The following is a 14,342-nucleotide window of genomic DNA, read 5'->3' as shown; positions in this document are numbered from 1 at the left end:
GCCGGGACGGGCGGCGGGGGCTGGCCCGCGCGGGGGGTCGCGCCGGTTCGGCGCGCGGTCTCTTGTCTGTTCTTCATCGTTGTCTCCTCGCTGCGTGGGTTCCTTGGATGGAATCGAATGCACACCTTCTCTTGGAGCGGGCAGTCCCCTGCCCGCGCGTCTTCACTCCTGGGTTCGGGGCGGCGGCGTCTGCGGCCTCAGGCGGGCTGGAGCGCCGCAGGGGTCTTGTCGTCGCTGCCCGGGGTCTCGGCGGTCACGAAGCGGGGCTTGAAGACCACGCACCAGGCCGGCACGATGAGCATGGCGGCGACGGCGTTGACGATGAATCAGCGCCGCGAGCGTGCGGCGCGACGGCCTGCCCGTCGTGCCGCGCACGCCCGGGTTATCGTCCAGCTTGGTCATCGGAGTCTCCTCTCCACTCTGTTGATTGATTGAGCTCACACATGCCAGGGGCCCGGCTTCTGTCGAGCCGGTGCCCTGCATTCGTTTCGGCAGTCAGGCCGCCTGTGCCGCGGCGGCCGGGATGGCGGCATGGCCGCCCGTGACGAACTTCGGCTTGAACACGACGCACCACGAGGGCACGATCAGCATGGCCGCCAGCGCGTTGACGACGAGCATGAAGCTCAGCAGGATCGCCGCGTCGGACTGGAAGCGCAGGTCGGACAGGAAGATCCACATCACCACGCCGGCGATCAGCGTGACGGCGGTGAAGCTCACCGCGTAGCCGGTGGTCGAGAAGGCGCGGACCGCCGCCTCCCGCACGTCGCCGACCTGCTCCATCTCCTCGCGGATGCGGTCCATGAAGTACACGGCGTAGTCGATGCCCACGCCGACCCCCACCGCGATCACCGGCACCGTGTTGACGCTGATGCTGATGCCGCGCCAGGCCATGAAGGCGTAGGTCATCACGGTCGCGAACAGCATCGGCAGCACCATCAGCCAGCCCGCGTGGAAGGACTGGTAGTACGCCATCACGAGCAGGAAGGCCGTGGTCATCACCACCGGGATGATGATCATGTGGTCGGTGTGCAGCGCCTCGTTGGCCGCGGCGCTGACGCCGATCAGCCCGCCGCCGAGCTCGATCTTCAGCCCCGGCACGCGCGACTCGATCAGCGCCTTGCCCTCCTCCGCCAGCGCGACGGCGCGGTTGATCGTCTCGGCGCGCTGGTCCTTGTAGAAGAACACCATGTTGGCCTCCGTCTCGTCGGGGTTGACGAACTCGGCCAGCGCGCCCGGGATCGGGCTCGACGCCATGTAGGTGAACATCAGCCCGCCGACCTCGGCCTCGTTGTCGGGGATCTGCATCCAGCGCGGGTCGTCGCTGTGGGTGATGCGGTTGACCGAACGCACCACCGCCGGCAGCGCCTTGACGCCGCCGAGCGCCGGGTCGGACTGCATATGGGCCTGGAAGGCCTCGATCGCGCGCAGCACCTCGGGCCGCTTGATGCCGCCCTTCTCCTCGGTGCGGGCGATGATGTGCAGCTCCTCCGAGCCGGGGAAGCGCGCGTTGATCGCCTGGGTCGAGACGTTGTAGTCGTGGTCGCGCTTGAGGATCGGCGAGCCGGCCTCCGATTCGCCGACCTGCACCTTGGCCGACATCATCGCGCCCCAGACCATCAGCACGCCGGAGACGGCGAGGATGGTCGCGGCGCCGGTGAAGGTGCCGCCGGTCTTGGTCATGACCGTCGCCAGGACGTTGCGCATGCCCTCGTTCTTGTTCTCCATCTGCTTGGGCTGGGGCAGCACGGTCAGCGCCAGCGGCACCATGAAGTGCACGGTGAAGATGACGGCCAGGCCCCAGAAGCCGGCCGAGATGCCGAGCTTCCAGTTGAAGGGCGCGGCGCCGAGCACCAGCACCGCGATGCCGATCGCATCGACCACGATCGCCAGCGAGCCGGGGCGGAACAGCGCGTCGAGCGCGTTGCGCGCGGCCTGCTTGCCGTTGTGCGTGATGGCCAGCTCCTCGTAGTAGCGCGCCACCAGCTGCACGCCATGCGAGGTGGCTCGCGCGGCGATCAGGAAGGGGATCGGCATCGACAGCGGCTCGAGGTTGAAGCCCACCGCGGCCATGAAGCCGAGGCCCCAGATCGAGCTCAACGCGATGCCCACCAGCGGCAGGAACACGCCGTAGAAGCGCCGGAAGTAGACGATCAGCAGCATCGCCAGCAGCGCCAGCGTGTACATCATGATCGCGATGATCTGGTTCAGGTAGGTGTAGACCCAGCCTGTCAGCACCGGGTTGCCGGTGACGTAGACCTTGTGGCCCGGCTGCTCGAGCTTGGCCCGCACCTCCTGCAGCGCGGCGAAGGTCTTGGCGTAGTCGATGTCGCCTTCGTTGAGCTGCACCTTGACCAGCGCGGCCTTCAGGTCGGGCGAGACGAGCAGGCCGTAGATGCGCGGGTTGGCGATCACGTCCTTGCGCAGCTGCTCGAGCTCCTCCGGCGTGCGCGTGGCCTTGCGCACGTCGTAATAGTCCTCGGAGGCGAAGTTGCCGTCGGCGGTGAGGTAGACCTTGCGCGCCGTGCGGTGGGTGAGGCTGGCGACGAGGTTGTGGTTGACGCTGGGCAGGCTGTCGAGGCCCTGGGTCGCGTCGTACACGAGCTTGAGCGTCGTGTCGTTGAAGATCGTGCCCTGCTCGACCTCCACCGCCATCACGATCATGTTGGCGCCGCCGAAGGTCTCCTTGATGCGGTTGTAGGTCTTGATGTAGTCGTGCTTCTGCGGGAGCAGGTCGCTGAAGTCGGTGTAGACCTTCAGCGCCGGCAGCTGCGTGGCGAAGCCCAGCGTCACGGCCAGGATCATCCCGAGCACGTACTTCGGATTGGCGAAGAGCCATTCCTCGCCGCGCATCAGCACGGCGACGATCCAGCTGCGCATGCTCTTCATTGCTGCACTCCCTTCAGAACCTCGGCGACGGCGAGCTTGCCCGGCGCCGACACCACATGCAATGCGCCGGCCGCCCCGGCGACCAGCAGCGAGTTGGCGTCGAGCACCGCGCCCGACGTCAGGTAGGCCGGCACCGCCAGCCCGTGGTCGAAGCGCTCCCAGGCCTCGCCCTTGAGCACGACCATCTGGCCGCCGGCGCCCAGGCCGTAGAGCTCGCTGCCCTGGCGCAGCAGCGAATACATCGGCGCACCGCTCGGGTTGGGCTGCGGCGCCCAGGTCTTGCCGCCGTCGGCGGTGTGCAGCAGCACGCCGCCGATGCCGGACGACCAGCCTTCTGCGCGTCGACGAAGACGGTCGAGTAGGGATAGAAGTCGCCGGCGATGGCCGGCAGCGGCGTCCAGTTCGCGCCGCCGTCGCTGGTGGTCAGCACGGTGCCGAACTCGCCGGTGATGTAGCCGCGCTGCTCGTCGACGAACTGGATCGTCGTCAGGATCGCGTCCTCGCCGAAGTCCTGCTTGTTCCAGGTCGCGCCGCGGTCGGCGCTGCTCAGCACGGTGCTGTGGCTGCCGGCGACCCAGATGCGGCCCTTCGGGTCGCAGGTCACCGCCATCGGGTCGACCTGCTTGTCCAGCGGCACGGCCTTCCACTGCTGGCCGGCGGCATCGCCGATCCACAGCTTGCGGTAGAAGTCGATGCCGACGAAGCCGCCGTCGGGGCAGGCCGCCAGCGCGATCACCGAGGCCGGGCCGGCGAGTTCCTGGCGCGCCCAGCTCTTACCGACGTCGGACGAGACGACGATCGCGCCGCTGGCGGTGCCGGCGACGAGCACCTTGCCATTGTTCGATGCGGCCTGGAAGGTGTCGTTGCGCTGCACGGGCTTGGCGCGCTCGGCCTGCACCGGGCCGAAGTCGGGGGCCTGCACGCAGGCGGCCAGCGCGAGGCTGCTCGCCAGCAGGGCGGTGAGAAGGGGTTTCATCGGGGAGCTCATTGGAAGTCGGGTTCGTTCAGACGAAGCGCATCGAGACCTGGCCGAGATCCTGGAAGCGCACCGAGACGTGGTCGCCGGCGGCCACCGCGATGGCTTCGGTGACCCCGCCGGTCATGATGAAAGTGCCGGCCGGGATCTCCTGGCCGCGCGCGCCCAGGTGGTTGGCGAGCATCGCCACCGCCGCGGCCGGATGGCCCAGCACCGCGGCGCCGGCCGCCATCGCGACGACCTGGCCGTTCTTCTCGAGCACCACGCCGAGCGTGCGCAGATCCAGATCGGCCAGGTCGCGCATGCGACCGCCGACGACGAAGCGCGAGGCCGAGGTGTTGTCGGCCACCACGCTCTTCAGATCGAACTTGAAGTCGCGGTAGCGCGAGTCGATGACCTCGACCGCCGGCAGCACGAAGTCGATCGCCGCCAGCACCGCGCCGACATGGCAGCCGGGGCCCTTCAGCGGCGCCTTGGTGACGACGCAGATCTCGGCCTCGACCTTCGGGTGGATCAGCTCGGCGGTCCGGATCTCGCCGCCGTCGGGGCGGCTCATGTAGTCGGAGACGAAGCCGAACACGGGCACGTCGACGCCCATCTGCTTCATCTTCGCGAAGGAGGTCAACCCGGCCTTCAGGCCGACGGTCTTCTGGCCGCGCGCCTCCTTGCGGGCGCGGATCGCGTCCTGCACCGCGTAGGCGTCGTCCCAGTCCATCTGGGGGAAGTCGTCGGTGATCTTGGTGACGTCGCGGGCGTTCAGCTCGGCGCCTTCGAGGTGCTCGGCGAGCTGGGCGATGGTCTGTGCGTTGAGGTTCATGCGGTGCTCTCCCGGCTCATTCGACGAAGCGCACCGAGGTGCTGCCGAGGCCGCCGACGCTGCAGGTGAAGCAGTCGCCCGCCTTCACCGGCACCAGCGGGCTCTGCGAGCCCGAGAGGATCACGTCGCCGGCCTTCAGCGCGATGCCGAGGCGGCCCAGGGTGTTGGCCAGCCAGGCCACCGCGTTGACCGGCGAGCCCTGCACCGACGCGCCGGTGGAGGTGGAGACGATCTCGCCGTTCTTCTCCAGCACCATGCCGGCGACCGCGAGGTCGAGCTCGCGCGGGCTGCGGCGCACGCCGCCGAGGCTGAAGACGCCGCAGGAGGCGTTGTCGGCGACGGTGTCCTGGATCTTGATCTTCCAGTCGCGGATGCGCGAGTCGACGATCTCGAAGCAGGGCAGCACGAAGTCGGTCGCGCGCAGCACGTCGGCGGCGGTGACGCCGGGGCCGGTCAGGTCGCGGGCCAGCACGAAGGCGACCTCGGCCTCGGCCTTGGGCTGGATCAGCCTGGCGACGCTGACCGCCTCGCCCTCGTTGAAGACCATGCCGGAGAGCAGCTGGCCGAAGTCGGGCTGGTCGACCTTCAGCATGTCCTGCACGACCTTGCTGGTCACGCCGATCTTCTGGCCGATGATGCGTTCGCCGGCCGCCACGCGGCGCTCGATCATGCGCAGCTGGATGCGGTAGGCATCATCGATGGTGATGCCGGGCTCGCGCTCGGTCAGCGGCGCGACCGGCGTGCGGGCGAGCAGCGCTTCGTAGAGCTCGTCGCCGTAGGCGGTGATCTGTGGGGCGTCCATCTCGGTTCTCGGATTCAGGCGGCGGCGCGGTCGGCTTCGGCCAGGAAGTCGCCGACCAGACGCACGAAGCGCTCGTTGTGCTCGATCTGCGTCCAGTGGCCGCAGCGGCCGAAGACATGCAGCTGGCTGCGCGGGATCCAGTTCGCCAGCGTCAGCGAGGTTGCGACCGGGATCACCTGGTCGTCGCGGCCGTGGATGACCAGCGCCTCGTGCGGCAGCGCGCGGATCGCGGCCTCGGGGCTGGCGAGCTTCTCGATCCCCTGCTGGCGCGGCGCCGGGAACATCGCGCCGAAGCTCTCCTGGAAGCCGGGGCGGATGCTGGCCTCGTAGCGCAGCTTCGCGAGCTCGTCGTTGACCAGCGTGCGGTCGAAGGCGAACACGTCCATGATCCTGCGCATGTTCTCGAACGAGGGCGTGTAGCCCCACACCGCGTCGAGCCCCGCGGTCAGCGGGAAGCTCACGCCGGCGCTGCCCATCAGCACCAGCCGGCGCACGCGCTGCGGGTGGCGGATCGCCACCGCCAGCGCCAGTGCGCCGCCGAAGGAGTTGCCGACCAGGTCGGCCTGGGCGATGTCGAGCGCGTCGAGCAGGTCGATGGCCTGCTGCACCCACGCGTCCATCGTGTAGGCGCCAGCGCGATCCGGCGGGTTCGGCCGCTCGGTGTAGCCGAAACCGAGCATGTCGGGCGCGATCACGCGGCGCTCGCCGGCGAGCTTGGGCAGCACCAGGCGCCAGTTGGCCCAGGCGCTGACGCCGGGGCCCGAGCCGTGGATGAAGAGCACCGGCGGCTGGCCCGGCGCGCTCGCGCCGAGGTCGTGCACGTTGCTCGTAAACGCGCCAGTACGGACGGACTTGGCGATCTCGGGGTTGGTGGTGGTCATCGCCATGCCTCTCAGAGCTTCACGCAGACGTTGCGCAGCTCGGTGTAGAACTCGAGCGAGTGCACGCCGCCCTCGCGGCCGATGCCCGAGGCGCCGGAGCCGCCGAAGGCGGTGCGCAGGTCGCGCAGGAACCAGCTGTTGATCCAGCAGATGCCGACCTTGACCGCGCGCGCCATGCGGTGCGCGGTGCCGACGTTCTCGGTCCAGATCGTCGTCGCCAGGCCGTAGGACGTGGCATTGGCCAGCGCGGCGGCCTCGGCTTCGGTGTCGAAGGGCGCGAGGTGGACGCAGGGGCCGAAGATCTCCTCACGAACCACCGGAGAATCCTCCGACAGGCCGGTCCAGATCGTCGGCTGCACCCAGTGGCCTTCAGCCAAGGCGCCGCTCATCTTGGGCACACCGCCGCCGGTGACCACGGTCGCGCCGTCGGCCACCGCCTTGGCGTAGTAGGACAGCACCTTCTCGCGGTGCTCGGCCGAGATCAGCGGGCCCAGGCCGACGCCCGGCTCCTCCGACGGGCCGATCTTCAGCGCCTCGGCCTTGGCCTTCAGCGCCGCGACGAACCGGTCGAAGATCGGCCGCTGCACGTAGACGCGCTCGGTGCCGAGGCAGACCTGGCCGCAGTTCTCGAAGGCGCTGCGGGTGATGCCGGCCACCGCCTTGTCGAAGTCGGCGTCGGCGAACACGATGCCGGCGTTCTTGCCGCCGAGCTCGAAGCTGACCGGGCGCACGCCCTTCGCCGCGGCCGCCATGATGGCCTCGCCGGTGCGCGTCTCGCCGGTAAAGGTGATCGCGTTGACGCCCGGATGGCTGGTCAGGTACTCGCCGGCCGACTTCGGCCCGAAGCCATGCACGACGTTGTAGACGCCCTTCGGAACGCCGACCTTCTGCATGACCTCGCCCAACAGCGTGGCGGTGGCGGGCGTCTCCTCCGAGGGCTTGACGACGACGGTGTTGCCGCAGGCCAGCGCCGGGCCGACCTTCCAGGTCATCAGCAGCAGCGGCAGGTTCCAGGGGCAGACCACCGCCACCACGCCGAGCGGCGAGCGCAGGGCGTAGTTGATCGCGCTGCCGCCATCGGGCGTGGTCATCTCGAAGCTCTCGGTCGGGACGTTCTTGATGACATCCGCGAAGATCTTGAAGTTGGCAGCGCCGCGCGGGATGTCGACGTGCGAGGCCAGCGACAGCGGCTTGCCGGTGTCGGCCATCTCGGCGGCCAGGAAGTCGTCGAAGCGGCGGTTGATCTCGTCGGCCACCGCGTAGAGCAGTTCGACGCGCTCGGCCACCGGCATCTTGCCCCAGGGCCCGTCGAGCGCGGCCTGGGCGGCGCGCACGGCGGCGTCCACTTCGGCCTGGCCGGCCTCGTGGACCATGCCGAGCACGCGGTTGTCGACCGGCGCGCGGTTCGCGAAGGTCTTGGCGGTGGCGACGAAGTCGCCGTCGATGAAGTTCAGGTACTGTTTCATGATTCGTTTCGTTGGCGCTGCGCCTCAGCGCGGCGCGTCCTGCAGTCCGATTGCCGCGAGCCCGGCGCGCGCACACTCGGCGTCCTGCTCGGAGGTCGCGCCCGACACGCCGATCGCGCCGACGCGCAGCGCGCCCTCATGGGCCGGCACGCCGCCGCCCAGCACGACCAGCCGCGGGCGCACCGACAGGCCGACCTTGCGCATCTCGTTGTCGGCCAGCACGCCCGCCCAGCCCTCGGTCGGGAAGCCGAAGCTCACGGCCGTGTAGGCCTTGTCGATCGCGATGTCGATCGAGTGCAGGAAGGCCCCGTCCATGCGCCGCAGCGCAAGCAGCACGCCGCCGGCATCGACCGCCGCGGCGACGACGCGCACGCCCAGCTTTTCGGCGTGCGCGATCGCCGCCTCGACGGCGGCTTGCGCGGCCTGGCTCGACAGATTGCGCAACGGAATCGTGGGGTTCGTCATGTTGAAAGTCGGTGAAGGTGCTTTGATCGCCGGTCCCGCCGCAGCCCGCCCAGCAGACGCCGCGGATCCGGCTTCGCCGGGCCGCTGGCGTCGCCCCCTCGAGGGGGAGCGGCGCAGCCGCAACGGGGGTGGTTCAAGTCACCACCGACAGGAAGGCCTCGTTGAGCTTGCGGTCGTGATAGAAGATCGCGCGGCCGAGCTCGTCGTCGGTCCAGGTCAGCGTGGGCCGGTCCGGGTAGGCGATGTAGCCGCCGGAGAAGACCTCGTTGCGGTTGCCGCTCGGGTCGAAGAAATAGATCGTCTCGCCGCGCGTGATGCCGTGGCGCGTCGGGCCGATGTCCAGCGAGACGCGGTGGCGCGTGATGATGTCGGCCGCCTTCAGCACCTCGCCCCAGTTGTCGAGGATGAAGCTGGCGTGGTGGAACTTGTTCTTCTCCGGATGGCGGATGAAGGCCACGTCGTGCGGCTTGTTCGAGCAAGTCAGGAATGCGGCGATCTGCAGCCGGTCCGGACCCGCGACAACCTGCTCCGCCAGCTTGAAGCCGAGCACTTCGGTGAACAGCTTCACCGTGCCGTCGAGGTCGTCGCCGTACAGCAGGCAGTGGTCGAAGCGCGTCGGCGACATGCCCTTGAGGTTCTCCGGATAAACCTCCGGGTTCTCGAGCGGCATCATGTTGCCGACCTTCTCCTTCTCGGCGTACAGCTCGATCACGTGGCCGGTGGGCGTGGTGAAGCGGAAGCGCTCGCCGGTCTTGAGCATCTCGCCGGCCTCGACCCATTGCATCTCGGTGGCCAGGCCGCTGGCCTTCACGTTGTCGGCGAGCTTCTTCAGCGTGGCCGTCGAGTCGACCCGGAAGCCCATGAAGTCCATGCCGGCAGCTTCGGCCTCGCGCAGCACGACGCTGTGATGGTCGTGCTCGTCCCAGGCCTTGAAGTAGACGCGGCCCTGGGGATCGCGCGCGGTCTCCCACAGCCCGAGGACCTGGCTGTAATGCTTGACGGCGGCGGCGAGGTCGAGCACGCGCAACTGCACGTGACCGGGGCGCAGAACACCTGTGAGTGCCATCGGATGTCTCCTTGTGTGTGAGTGAGGTCGGGTCAGGAACGATGGGCCGCGGCGAGCGCGGCATCGAGGAAGGTGGAGCGGGCATGGCTGCGTTCGATGCAGCGCGCGAGCTTGTCGACCGCCGAGAGCCGCACATCGCTGGTCGGGTAGGCGCGGCAGGCCAGTACGTAGCCTGCGGCCTGTTCGTCGACCGTGACGTGCTCGCGGCTCATCTTCTCGGTGCGCACCGTGCCGGACTCGATGCGCACCTTGCAGACGCCGCAACCGCCGCCGCGGCACCCCACCGGGATGCCCTTGCGCGCGAGGGCCTCCATGCCGCCAAGCAGGGTGCAGCTGGCCGAGCAGCCGTAGGCTTCGCGGGTGTTCTCGATGTGGACTTCGTATCGCTCCATGGTCGGCTCATGTGTGCCGCACAGCGATGTCGGCACGCGTCCTTGTCTCCTGACCTGCGTGGCCGGCGGCCCGCGTTTCGATGCGCGGGTCCGTCGTCACGGTGCGTAAAGATAGAAAGACGGCTCGATACTGTCCAATACTCGATTTCGCAGAGTCGATACCATTTGGGTATTGGCGGTCAGTGACAACCCGGAGGCGTGGACCATGGAGATGAGGCAAATGCGCGAGTTCCTCGTGTTGGCCGAGGAACGCAACTTCCGGCGTGCGGCGGAGCGCCTGCACATGGCGCAACCGCCGCTGACGCGACAGATCCGCGCGCTCGAAGAAGAGATGGGCGCGCCGCTGTTTCTGCGCACGCCCAAGGGCGTGGATCTCACCGAAGCGGGCCAGGCCCTGCTGGAGGAAGTGCCCAACCTGCTGCGGCTGGCCGAGCGCGCCAAGCAGCGCACCCAGCTCACCGGCAAGGGGCTGATCGGCAAGCTCGAGGTCGGCGTGTTCGGCTCGGGCGTGCTGGACGTGATCCCGCGGCTGCTGGCCCGCTTTCACGATGAGCGCCCCGAGATCGAGATCGAGCTGCATCACCTGAGCAAGGCCCAGCAGATCGAGGCGCTGCGCGACCGGCGCATCATGGTCGGCTTCAACCGCCTGTTCCCGCCCCAGCCCGACCTGGCGATCGAGACGGTGCTGCGCGAGCGCCTGATGGTCGCGATGTACAAGACCAACCCGCTGTGCCGCAAGCGCGAGATCACGGTGCGCGACATGGACAACGCGCCGCTGATCGTCTATCCGGCGTCGCCGCTGCCGGGTCTGGCGCAGCAGGTCGCGAACGCCTTCCACAGCGAGGGCGCGCGGATGAACGTCGTGCAGTACGTCGAGGACGTGCTGACCTCGATCGCGCTGGTGGCGGGCGGCTTCGGCATCAGCGTCGCGACCGAGTCGACCGCGAGCCTGCAGCTGCCGGACGTGGTCTACCGGCCGCTCGCCAGCCGCACCTTGAAGGACATCGAGCTGGCCTGCATCCACCGCCGCGACGACGCCTCGCCTATCCTCGCGACCTTCCTCGACGTGGTGCGCGAGTTCGCGAAGGAAAGAGCCCGCTGAGCGCATCGCCGCGGTCCGGTCAGAGCTTGCGGAACAGCGGGCTGCGCGGCCCGCTGCCGGCCGCGTCGGCGGCGGTGAAGAACTTCTCGGTGTAGATGTCGCGCTCGAACAACCGCCCCTGCATCAGCGTCGCGATGCAGCCTTCGATCATCGGCGGCGGCCCGCACAGATAGGCCTTGTGGCCGCGGAAGTCGCCGTCGAAGCGTGCCTTCAGCGCCTCGTGCGCATAGCCGCGCGCACCGCTCCAGTTCGAGTCCGCCGGCAGGTCCGACAGCGCCGGCACGTAGCTGAAGTTCGGGTGCTTGGCCGCGAGGCCCTCGAACAGCTCGCGGAAGTAGAGCTCGCCCTCGTTGCGCGCACCCTGCACCAGCGTGATCGGAAGCCGGCAGCCCTCGGCCAGCAGGTCGAGGATCATCGACTTCGGGCTCGACAGCCCCGAGCCGCCGGCGACGAAGATCAGCGGGACGCCCGCCGACTTGCGCACGAAGAAGCGCCCGCTCGGCGCGGTGAAGTGCAGCGTCTGGCCGACCTGCAGCGTGTCATGCAGCCAGCCGGTGGCACGGCCCTCGGGCACGCGGCGGATGTGCAGCTCGATCAGCGCTTCCGCCGGGCTGTTGGCGATCGAGAACGCGCGCTCGCCCTCGACGCCCGGCACCTGCAGCATCACGTACTGGCCGGCCTGGAAGGACACCGGCCGGTCGGGCTTCAGCCACAGTCCACGGATGGTGGGCGTGAGCATGCGCGCCTCCACCAGCTCGGCGCGGTAGTCCTCCAGCGGCAGGAACTGCGCGTCGGGGTCCTCGTCGATGTCGGCCTCGACGACGATGTCGGTGCTGGCCGTCGCGCAGCAGGCGAGGATCTTGCCCTCGTCGCGCTCGAAGTCCATCAGCGCGAAGCTCGACGAATGGTTGTGCTCGCACTCGCCCTCGAGCACCTGGACCTTGCAGGTGCCGCACACGCCGTGGCCGCAGGCATGCGGCAGCCAGACGCCGGCGCGCAGGCAGGCGTCGAGCACGGTCTGCCCGTCGCGCACCGCGACCGCCTGGCCCAGCGGCTCGATCGTGATGCGATAGCTCACGTCAGCTCCGCGAACCGCCGATGCCGCGCAGCCCCGGCGTGCGGAAGCGGATCACCGACTTGTGCACCAGGCCGTTGTCGGCCAGCGACTTGTCGGCGTCCGGCTTGAACGGCGCGCCGCCATGCGTCCAGACCGCCTTCGACCAGTCGATCACGGCGAAGTCCGGGTGGCTGCCGTAGACGCCGGGCAGCACCTCGCCGAGCAGCGCGCCGAAGGGCATGGACGGCGGCAGCGGCAGCGCGACCGGCGAGCAGAACAGCAGGTGCTCGTCCCAGCAGATGTAGAGCAGGCGGTTGCCGTGGAACTTGTCCTCGGTGTCCTGCTGTGGGCCCGCGTAGTCGGGCTTCAGGGCGATGGTGGGCATGTCGGGGCTCCTCGGCTCAGGCGGCCTTGGGCTCGGTGGCGGGAGGCGTCAGGTCCTGGCCGGTCCAGCGCTCCCAGTTGCGGCGGTCGGGCGAGGTGGCGAAGTCGCCGCTGTCGGCCCCGGGCTTCACGTGGTAGTAGTCGAGCACCGCGGCCAGCGGGTTGAAGCCCGGCGCCGTCGGGTCGGTGCCCTCAAGGAAGCAGTTGCCCTGGTAGATCTGGTGCACCGGCATCCAGGCCTGGACGTACTTCTCGGGTTCTTCCTTGAAGATGTCCATGCAGCCGTCCGAGCAGCAGTGGTACTTCATGCCGTGGTAGGAGGTCTCGCGCAGGCTGATGCGCGTCGGGTCCGTGACCTCGGTGAAATGGCACGGCACCTGGCAGACCTGGCACAGCATCGGCAGCGTGTCGTTGCGCCACATCTTCCCGTGCTCCTTCTCGTAGGCGGCCAGCCACTCGAAGCGCGGGCGGTAGATGGCGTCGAAGCTCTCGGGGTACTTCTGGCTCAGCCAGTCGAGCTCGTCGGGCTGCGGCACCCAGGTCAGGAAGTCGGCCGCGTGGCCGTAGTTGTTGAAGGTCGCCCAGGCGATGTGCGAGAGGTGCTGCTTCTCGGCGGTGGCGATCTCGTGGTACTTCGGCATGCGGATGCCGTAGCGGGCCAGGTCCTGGAACAGCGCGCCGCCGTTCTGCTCGAAGTACATCTCCCAGGCCTCGGCCCAGCTCATCACGCGCTTGGGCAGCATGTAGTCCATCATCATCGCCACCAGCGTCAGCAGGCGGTGGCCGCGCCAGAACCACTTGTCGATCCACTTCTGGATGATCGGCACGTTGCCCGGGTCCTGTTCGAGCATGAACTTCACGACCTCGAGGCCCAGCGTCATGTGGCGCGACTCGTCGGACTGCGCCGAGAAGCCGAAGGTCACGGTCGCCATGTCGCCGTTGAAGGCGGCGCCGCTCATGAAGGGCATGAACAGCAGGTTGGTCAGCACGTACTCGAAGGAGAACGAGATCGCGGTGACGAACTCGAAGGGCCCCGCGGTCATCGCGTCCTCGAAGTAGGACTTGGGCACCGACAGGTACCAGATGCGGTCGTGCATCCACTGCGGGTCGTGCAGCCCGTCGAAGTACTTGTTGAAGTGGCTGATCGTGTGGAACTGCGTCTGCGCGTGGCGCAGCTCGTCGATCGACTGCATCTGCGCCGCCACCCGCGCGCCGACGCCGCGGAAGGCACGGCCGGCCATCGCGTAGCCGCGGTGCGCCTGGTACTCGAGCGGCGACACGCCGGTCAGGAACAGCTTCAGGGTGCTCAGGTAGCGCGGATCGCTGATGTTGAACTGGCCCTGGTTCTGCTGGAACGCATCGATGATCGCGTAGAGCTTCTTCTCCTTCTCGCCCTGGAACTTCCAGTAGGCGTCCATCGTCAGGCGGAACGGGTCCTCCCACTTGTCCCAGTCGTGGATCTTGATGCCCTCGAACTGGTCGAAGGGGAAGACGTCGTCCATAGACTGGTAGGTGGTCTCCCAGCCCAGGCCGCGGGTCATCATCGCGTAGCGTTCCTTGATGCCCAGGCGCTTGGCGGGCTTGGCGGCGGCGGTTTGGCTCATGCTTGTCTCCTCGTACGGCTGGGCTTGGGATCAGGCGCGGGCGCCCCACTGGAGCGTGAAGGCGTCGTCGGTCTCGTCGATGTTTCCGGACAGCGAGATCAGGTTCAGGTGCAGCTCCTGCACGTCCCAGTGGCGGCCGAGCTGCTCCTCGACGCTCTCGCGACGGATGACCAGGCGCCCGGGCGAGTCGATCTTCACCATCGCCGGGTACTCGGTGACGGTGGCCTCGGGGTTGTCGGCGACGATGGCCTCGACGATGCCGCGCGAGATGTCGTTGCTGACCAGCGAGATGAAGACCGGCGGGCGGGCAGTGGGGGCGGCGGTGGCGGTGGCGTTCATGTCGGGTCTCCTCAGGCCTCGATGCCCAGGCGGGCGATGCGGGTGTCGAATTCGCTGCGCACGGCGGCCAGCGCCGCGGCGCCTGCTCGCCGAGCGCCAGCGCGG

15 protein-coding genes are annotated in these 14,342 nt (G+C 68.6%); 1 reads left to right on the top strand and 14 read right to left on the bottom strand.

Annotated elements, in window-relative coordinates:
* Nucleotides 1–495: 495 nt before the first annotated feature.
* The 10 genes from x551_RS11730 to x551_RS11690 form a co-directional block, all read right to left on the bottom strand.
* Nucleotides 496–2,886 carry an MMPL family transporter gene (locus tag x551_RS11730; RefSeq protein ID WP_036231129.1) on the bottom strand — a complete coding sequence of 797 codons (2,391 nt, stop codon included), beginning with the start codon at nt 2,884–2,886 and terminating at the stop codon, nt 496–498.
* Nucleotides 2,883–3,020, bottom strand: a complete 138-nt coding sequence (locus tag x551_RS25830) for a hypothetical protein (RefSeq protein ID WP_161728029.1) — start codon at nt 3,018–3,020, stop codon at nt 2,883–2,885. The genes x551_RS11730 and x551_RS25830 overlap by 4 nt, the downstream gene beginning before the upstream one ends.
* Nucleotides 3,005–3,862 carry a YCF48-related protein gene (locus x551_RS11725; protein WP_051511972.1) on the bottom strand — a complete coding sequence of 286 codons (858 nt, stop codon included), beginning with the start codon at nt 3,860–3,862 and terminating at the stop codon, nt 3,005–3,007. Before x551_RS11725 ends, x551_RS25830 begins: the two co-directional genes overlap by 16 nt.
* 28 nt (nt 3,863–3,890) lie before the next feature.
* Nucleotides 3,891–4,679, bottom strand: coding sequence for a 2-oxo-3-hexenedioate decarboxylase (gene dmpH, locus x551_RS11720; RefSeq protein ID WP_036231131.1), 789 nt, complete (start codon nt 4,677–4,679; stop codon nt 3,891–3,893).
* A 16-nt stretch (nt 4,680–4,695) separates the two neighbouring features.
* Complete coding sequence (dmpE, locus tag x551_RS11715) at nt 4,696–5,481, bottom strand: 2-oxopent-4-enoate hydratase (protein ID WP_036231133.1); 786 nt, start codon at nt 5,479–5,481, stop codon at nt 4,696–4,698.
* 14 nt (nt 5,482–5,495) lie between these two features.
* Entirely contained in the window at nt 5,496–6,362 is an 867-nt protein-coding gene (locus x551_RS11710) for an alpha/beta fold hydrolase (protein WP_197028757.1), read from the bottom strand.
* An 11-nt stretch (nt 6,363–6,373) separates the two neighbouring features.
* Nucleotides 6,374–7,828: a 2-hydroxymuconic semialdehyde dehydrogenase gene (locus tag x551_RS11705; RefSeq protein WP_036231138.1), complete on the bottom strand. Its 1,455-nt coding sequence runs from the start codon at nt 7,826–7,828 to the stop codon at nt 6,374–6,376.
* Between the two features lie 24 nt (nt 7,829–7,852).
* Nucleotides 7,853–8,293, bottom strand: coding sequence for a heme-binding protein (locus tag x551_RS11700; RefSeq protein ID WP_036231140.1), 441 nt, complete (start codon nt 8,291–8,293; stop codon nt 7,853–7,855).
* Between the two features lie 133 nt (nt 8,294–8,426).
* On the bottom strand, nt 8,427–9,359 hold the full coding sequence (locus x551_RS11695; RefSeq protein WP_036231142.1) for a catechol 2,3-dioxygenase: 933 nt from the start codon (nt 9,357–9,359) through the stop codon (nt 8,427–8,429).
* A gap of 32 nt (nt 9,360–9,391) precedes the next feature.
* Entirely contained in the window at nt 9,392–9,751 is a 360-nt protein-coding gene (locus tag x551_RS11690; RefSeq protein WP_036231144.1) for a 2Fe-2S iron-sulfur cluster-binding protein, read from the bottom strand.
* 205 nt (nt 9,752–9,956) lie between these two features.
* On the opposite strand from x551_RS11690, the gene x551_RS11685 reads away from it, so the two are divergent.
* Entirely contained in the window at nt 9,957–10,853 is an 897-nt protein-coding gene (locus x551_RS11685) for a LysR family transcriptional regulator (RefSeq protein ID WP_036231189.1), read from the top strand.
* Nucleotides 10,854–10,872: 19 nt separating this feature from the next.
* On the opposite strand, the gene x551_RS11680 is transcribed toward x551_RS11685, so the two are convergent.
* The 4 genes from x551_RS11680 to x551_RS11665 are packed head-to-tail and all read right to left on the bottom strand — an operon-like array spanning nt 10,873 to nt 14,237.
* Nucleotides 10,873–11,931, bottom strand: a complete 1,059-nt coding sequence (locus x551_RS11680) for a phenol 2-monooxygenase domain-containing protein (protein WP_036231146.1) — start codon at nt 11,929–11,931, stop codon at nt 10,873–10,875.
* 1 nt (nt 11,932) lies between these two features.
* Nucleotides 11,933–12,295, bottom strand: a complete 363-nt coding sequence (locus tag x551_RS11675; RefSeq protein ID WP_036231148.1) for a phenol hydroxylase subunit P4 — start codon at nt 12,293–12,295, stop codon at nt 11,933–11,935.
* 16 nt (nt 12,296–12,311) lie between these two features.
* Nucleotides 12,312–13,898, bottom strand: coding sequence for an aromatic/alkene/methane monooxygenase hydroxylase/oxygenase subunit alpha (locus tag x551_RS11670; RefSeq protein WP_036231151.1), 1,587 nt, complete (start codon nt 13,896–13,898; stop codon nt 12,312–12,314).
* Between the two features lie 30 nt (nt 13,899–13,928).
* On the bottom strand, nt 13,929–14,237 hold the full coding sequence (locus tag x551_RS11665; RefSeq protein ID WP_051511970.1) for an MmoB/DmpM family protein: 309 nt from the start codon (nt 14,235–14,237) through the stop codon (nt 13,929–13,931).
* Between the last annotated feature and the right edge of the window lie 105 nt (nt 14,238–14,342).

Source organism: Methylibium sp. T29, from assembly GCF_000576205.1.
GTDB classification, from domain to species: Bacteria; Pseudomonadota; Gammaproteobacteria; order Burkholderiales; family Burkholderiaceae_C; genus Methylibium; species Methylibium petroleiphilum.
The sequence above is the reverse complement of the archived record's forward strand: the minus strand, read 5'-3'. Positions and strand labels throughout refer to the sequence as shown.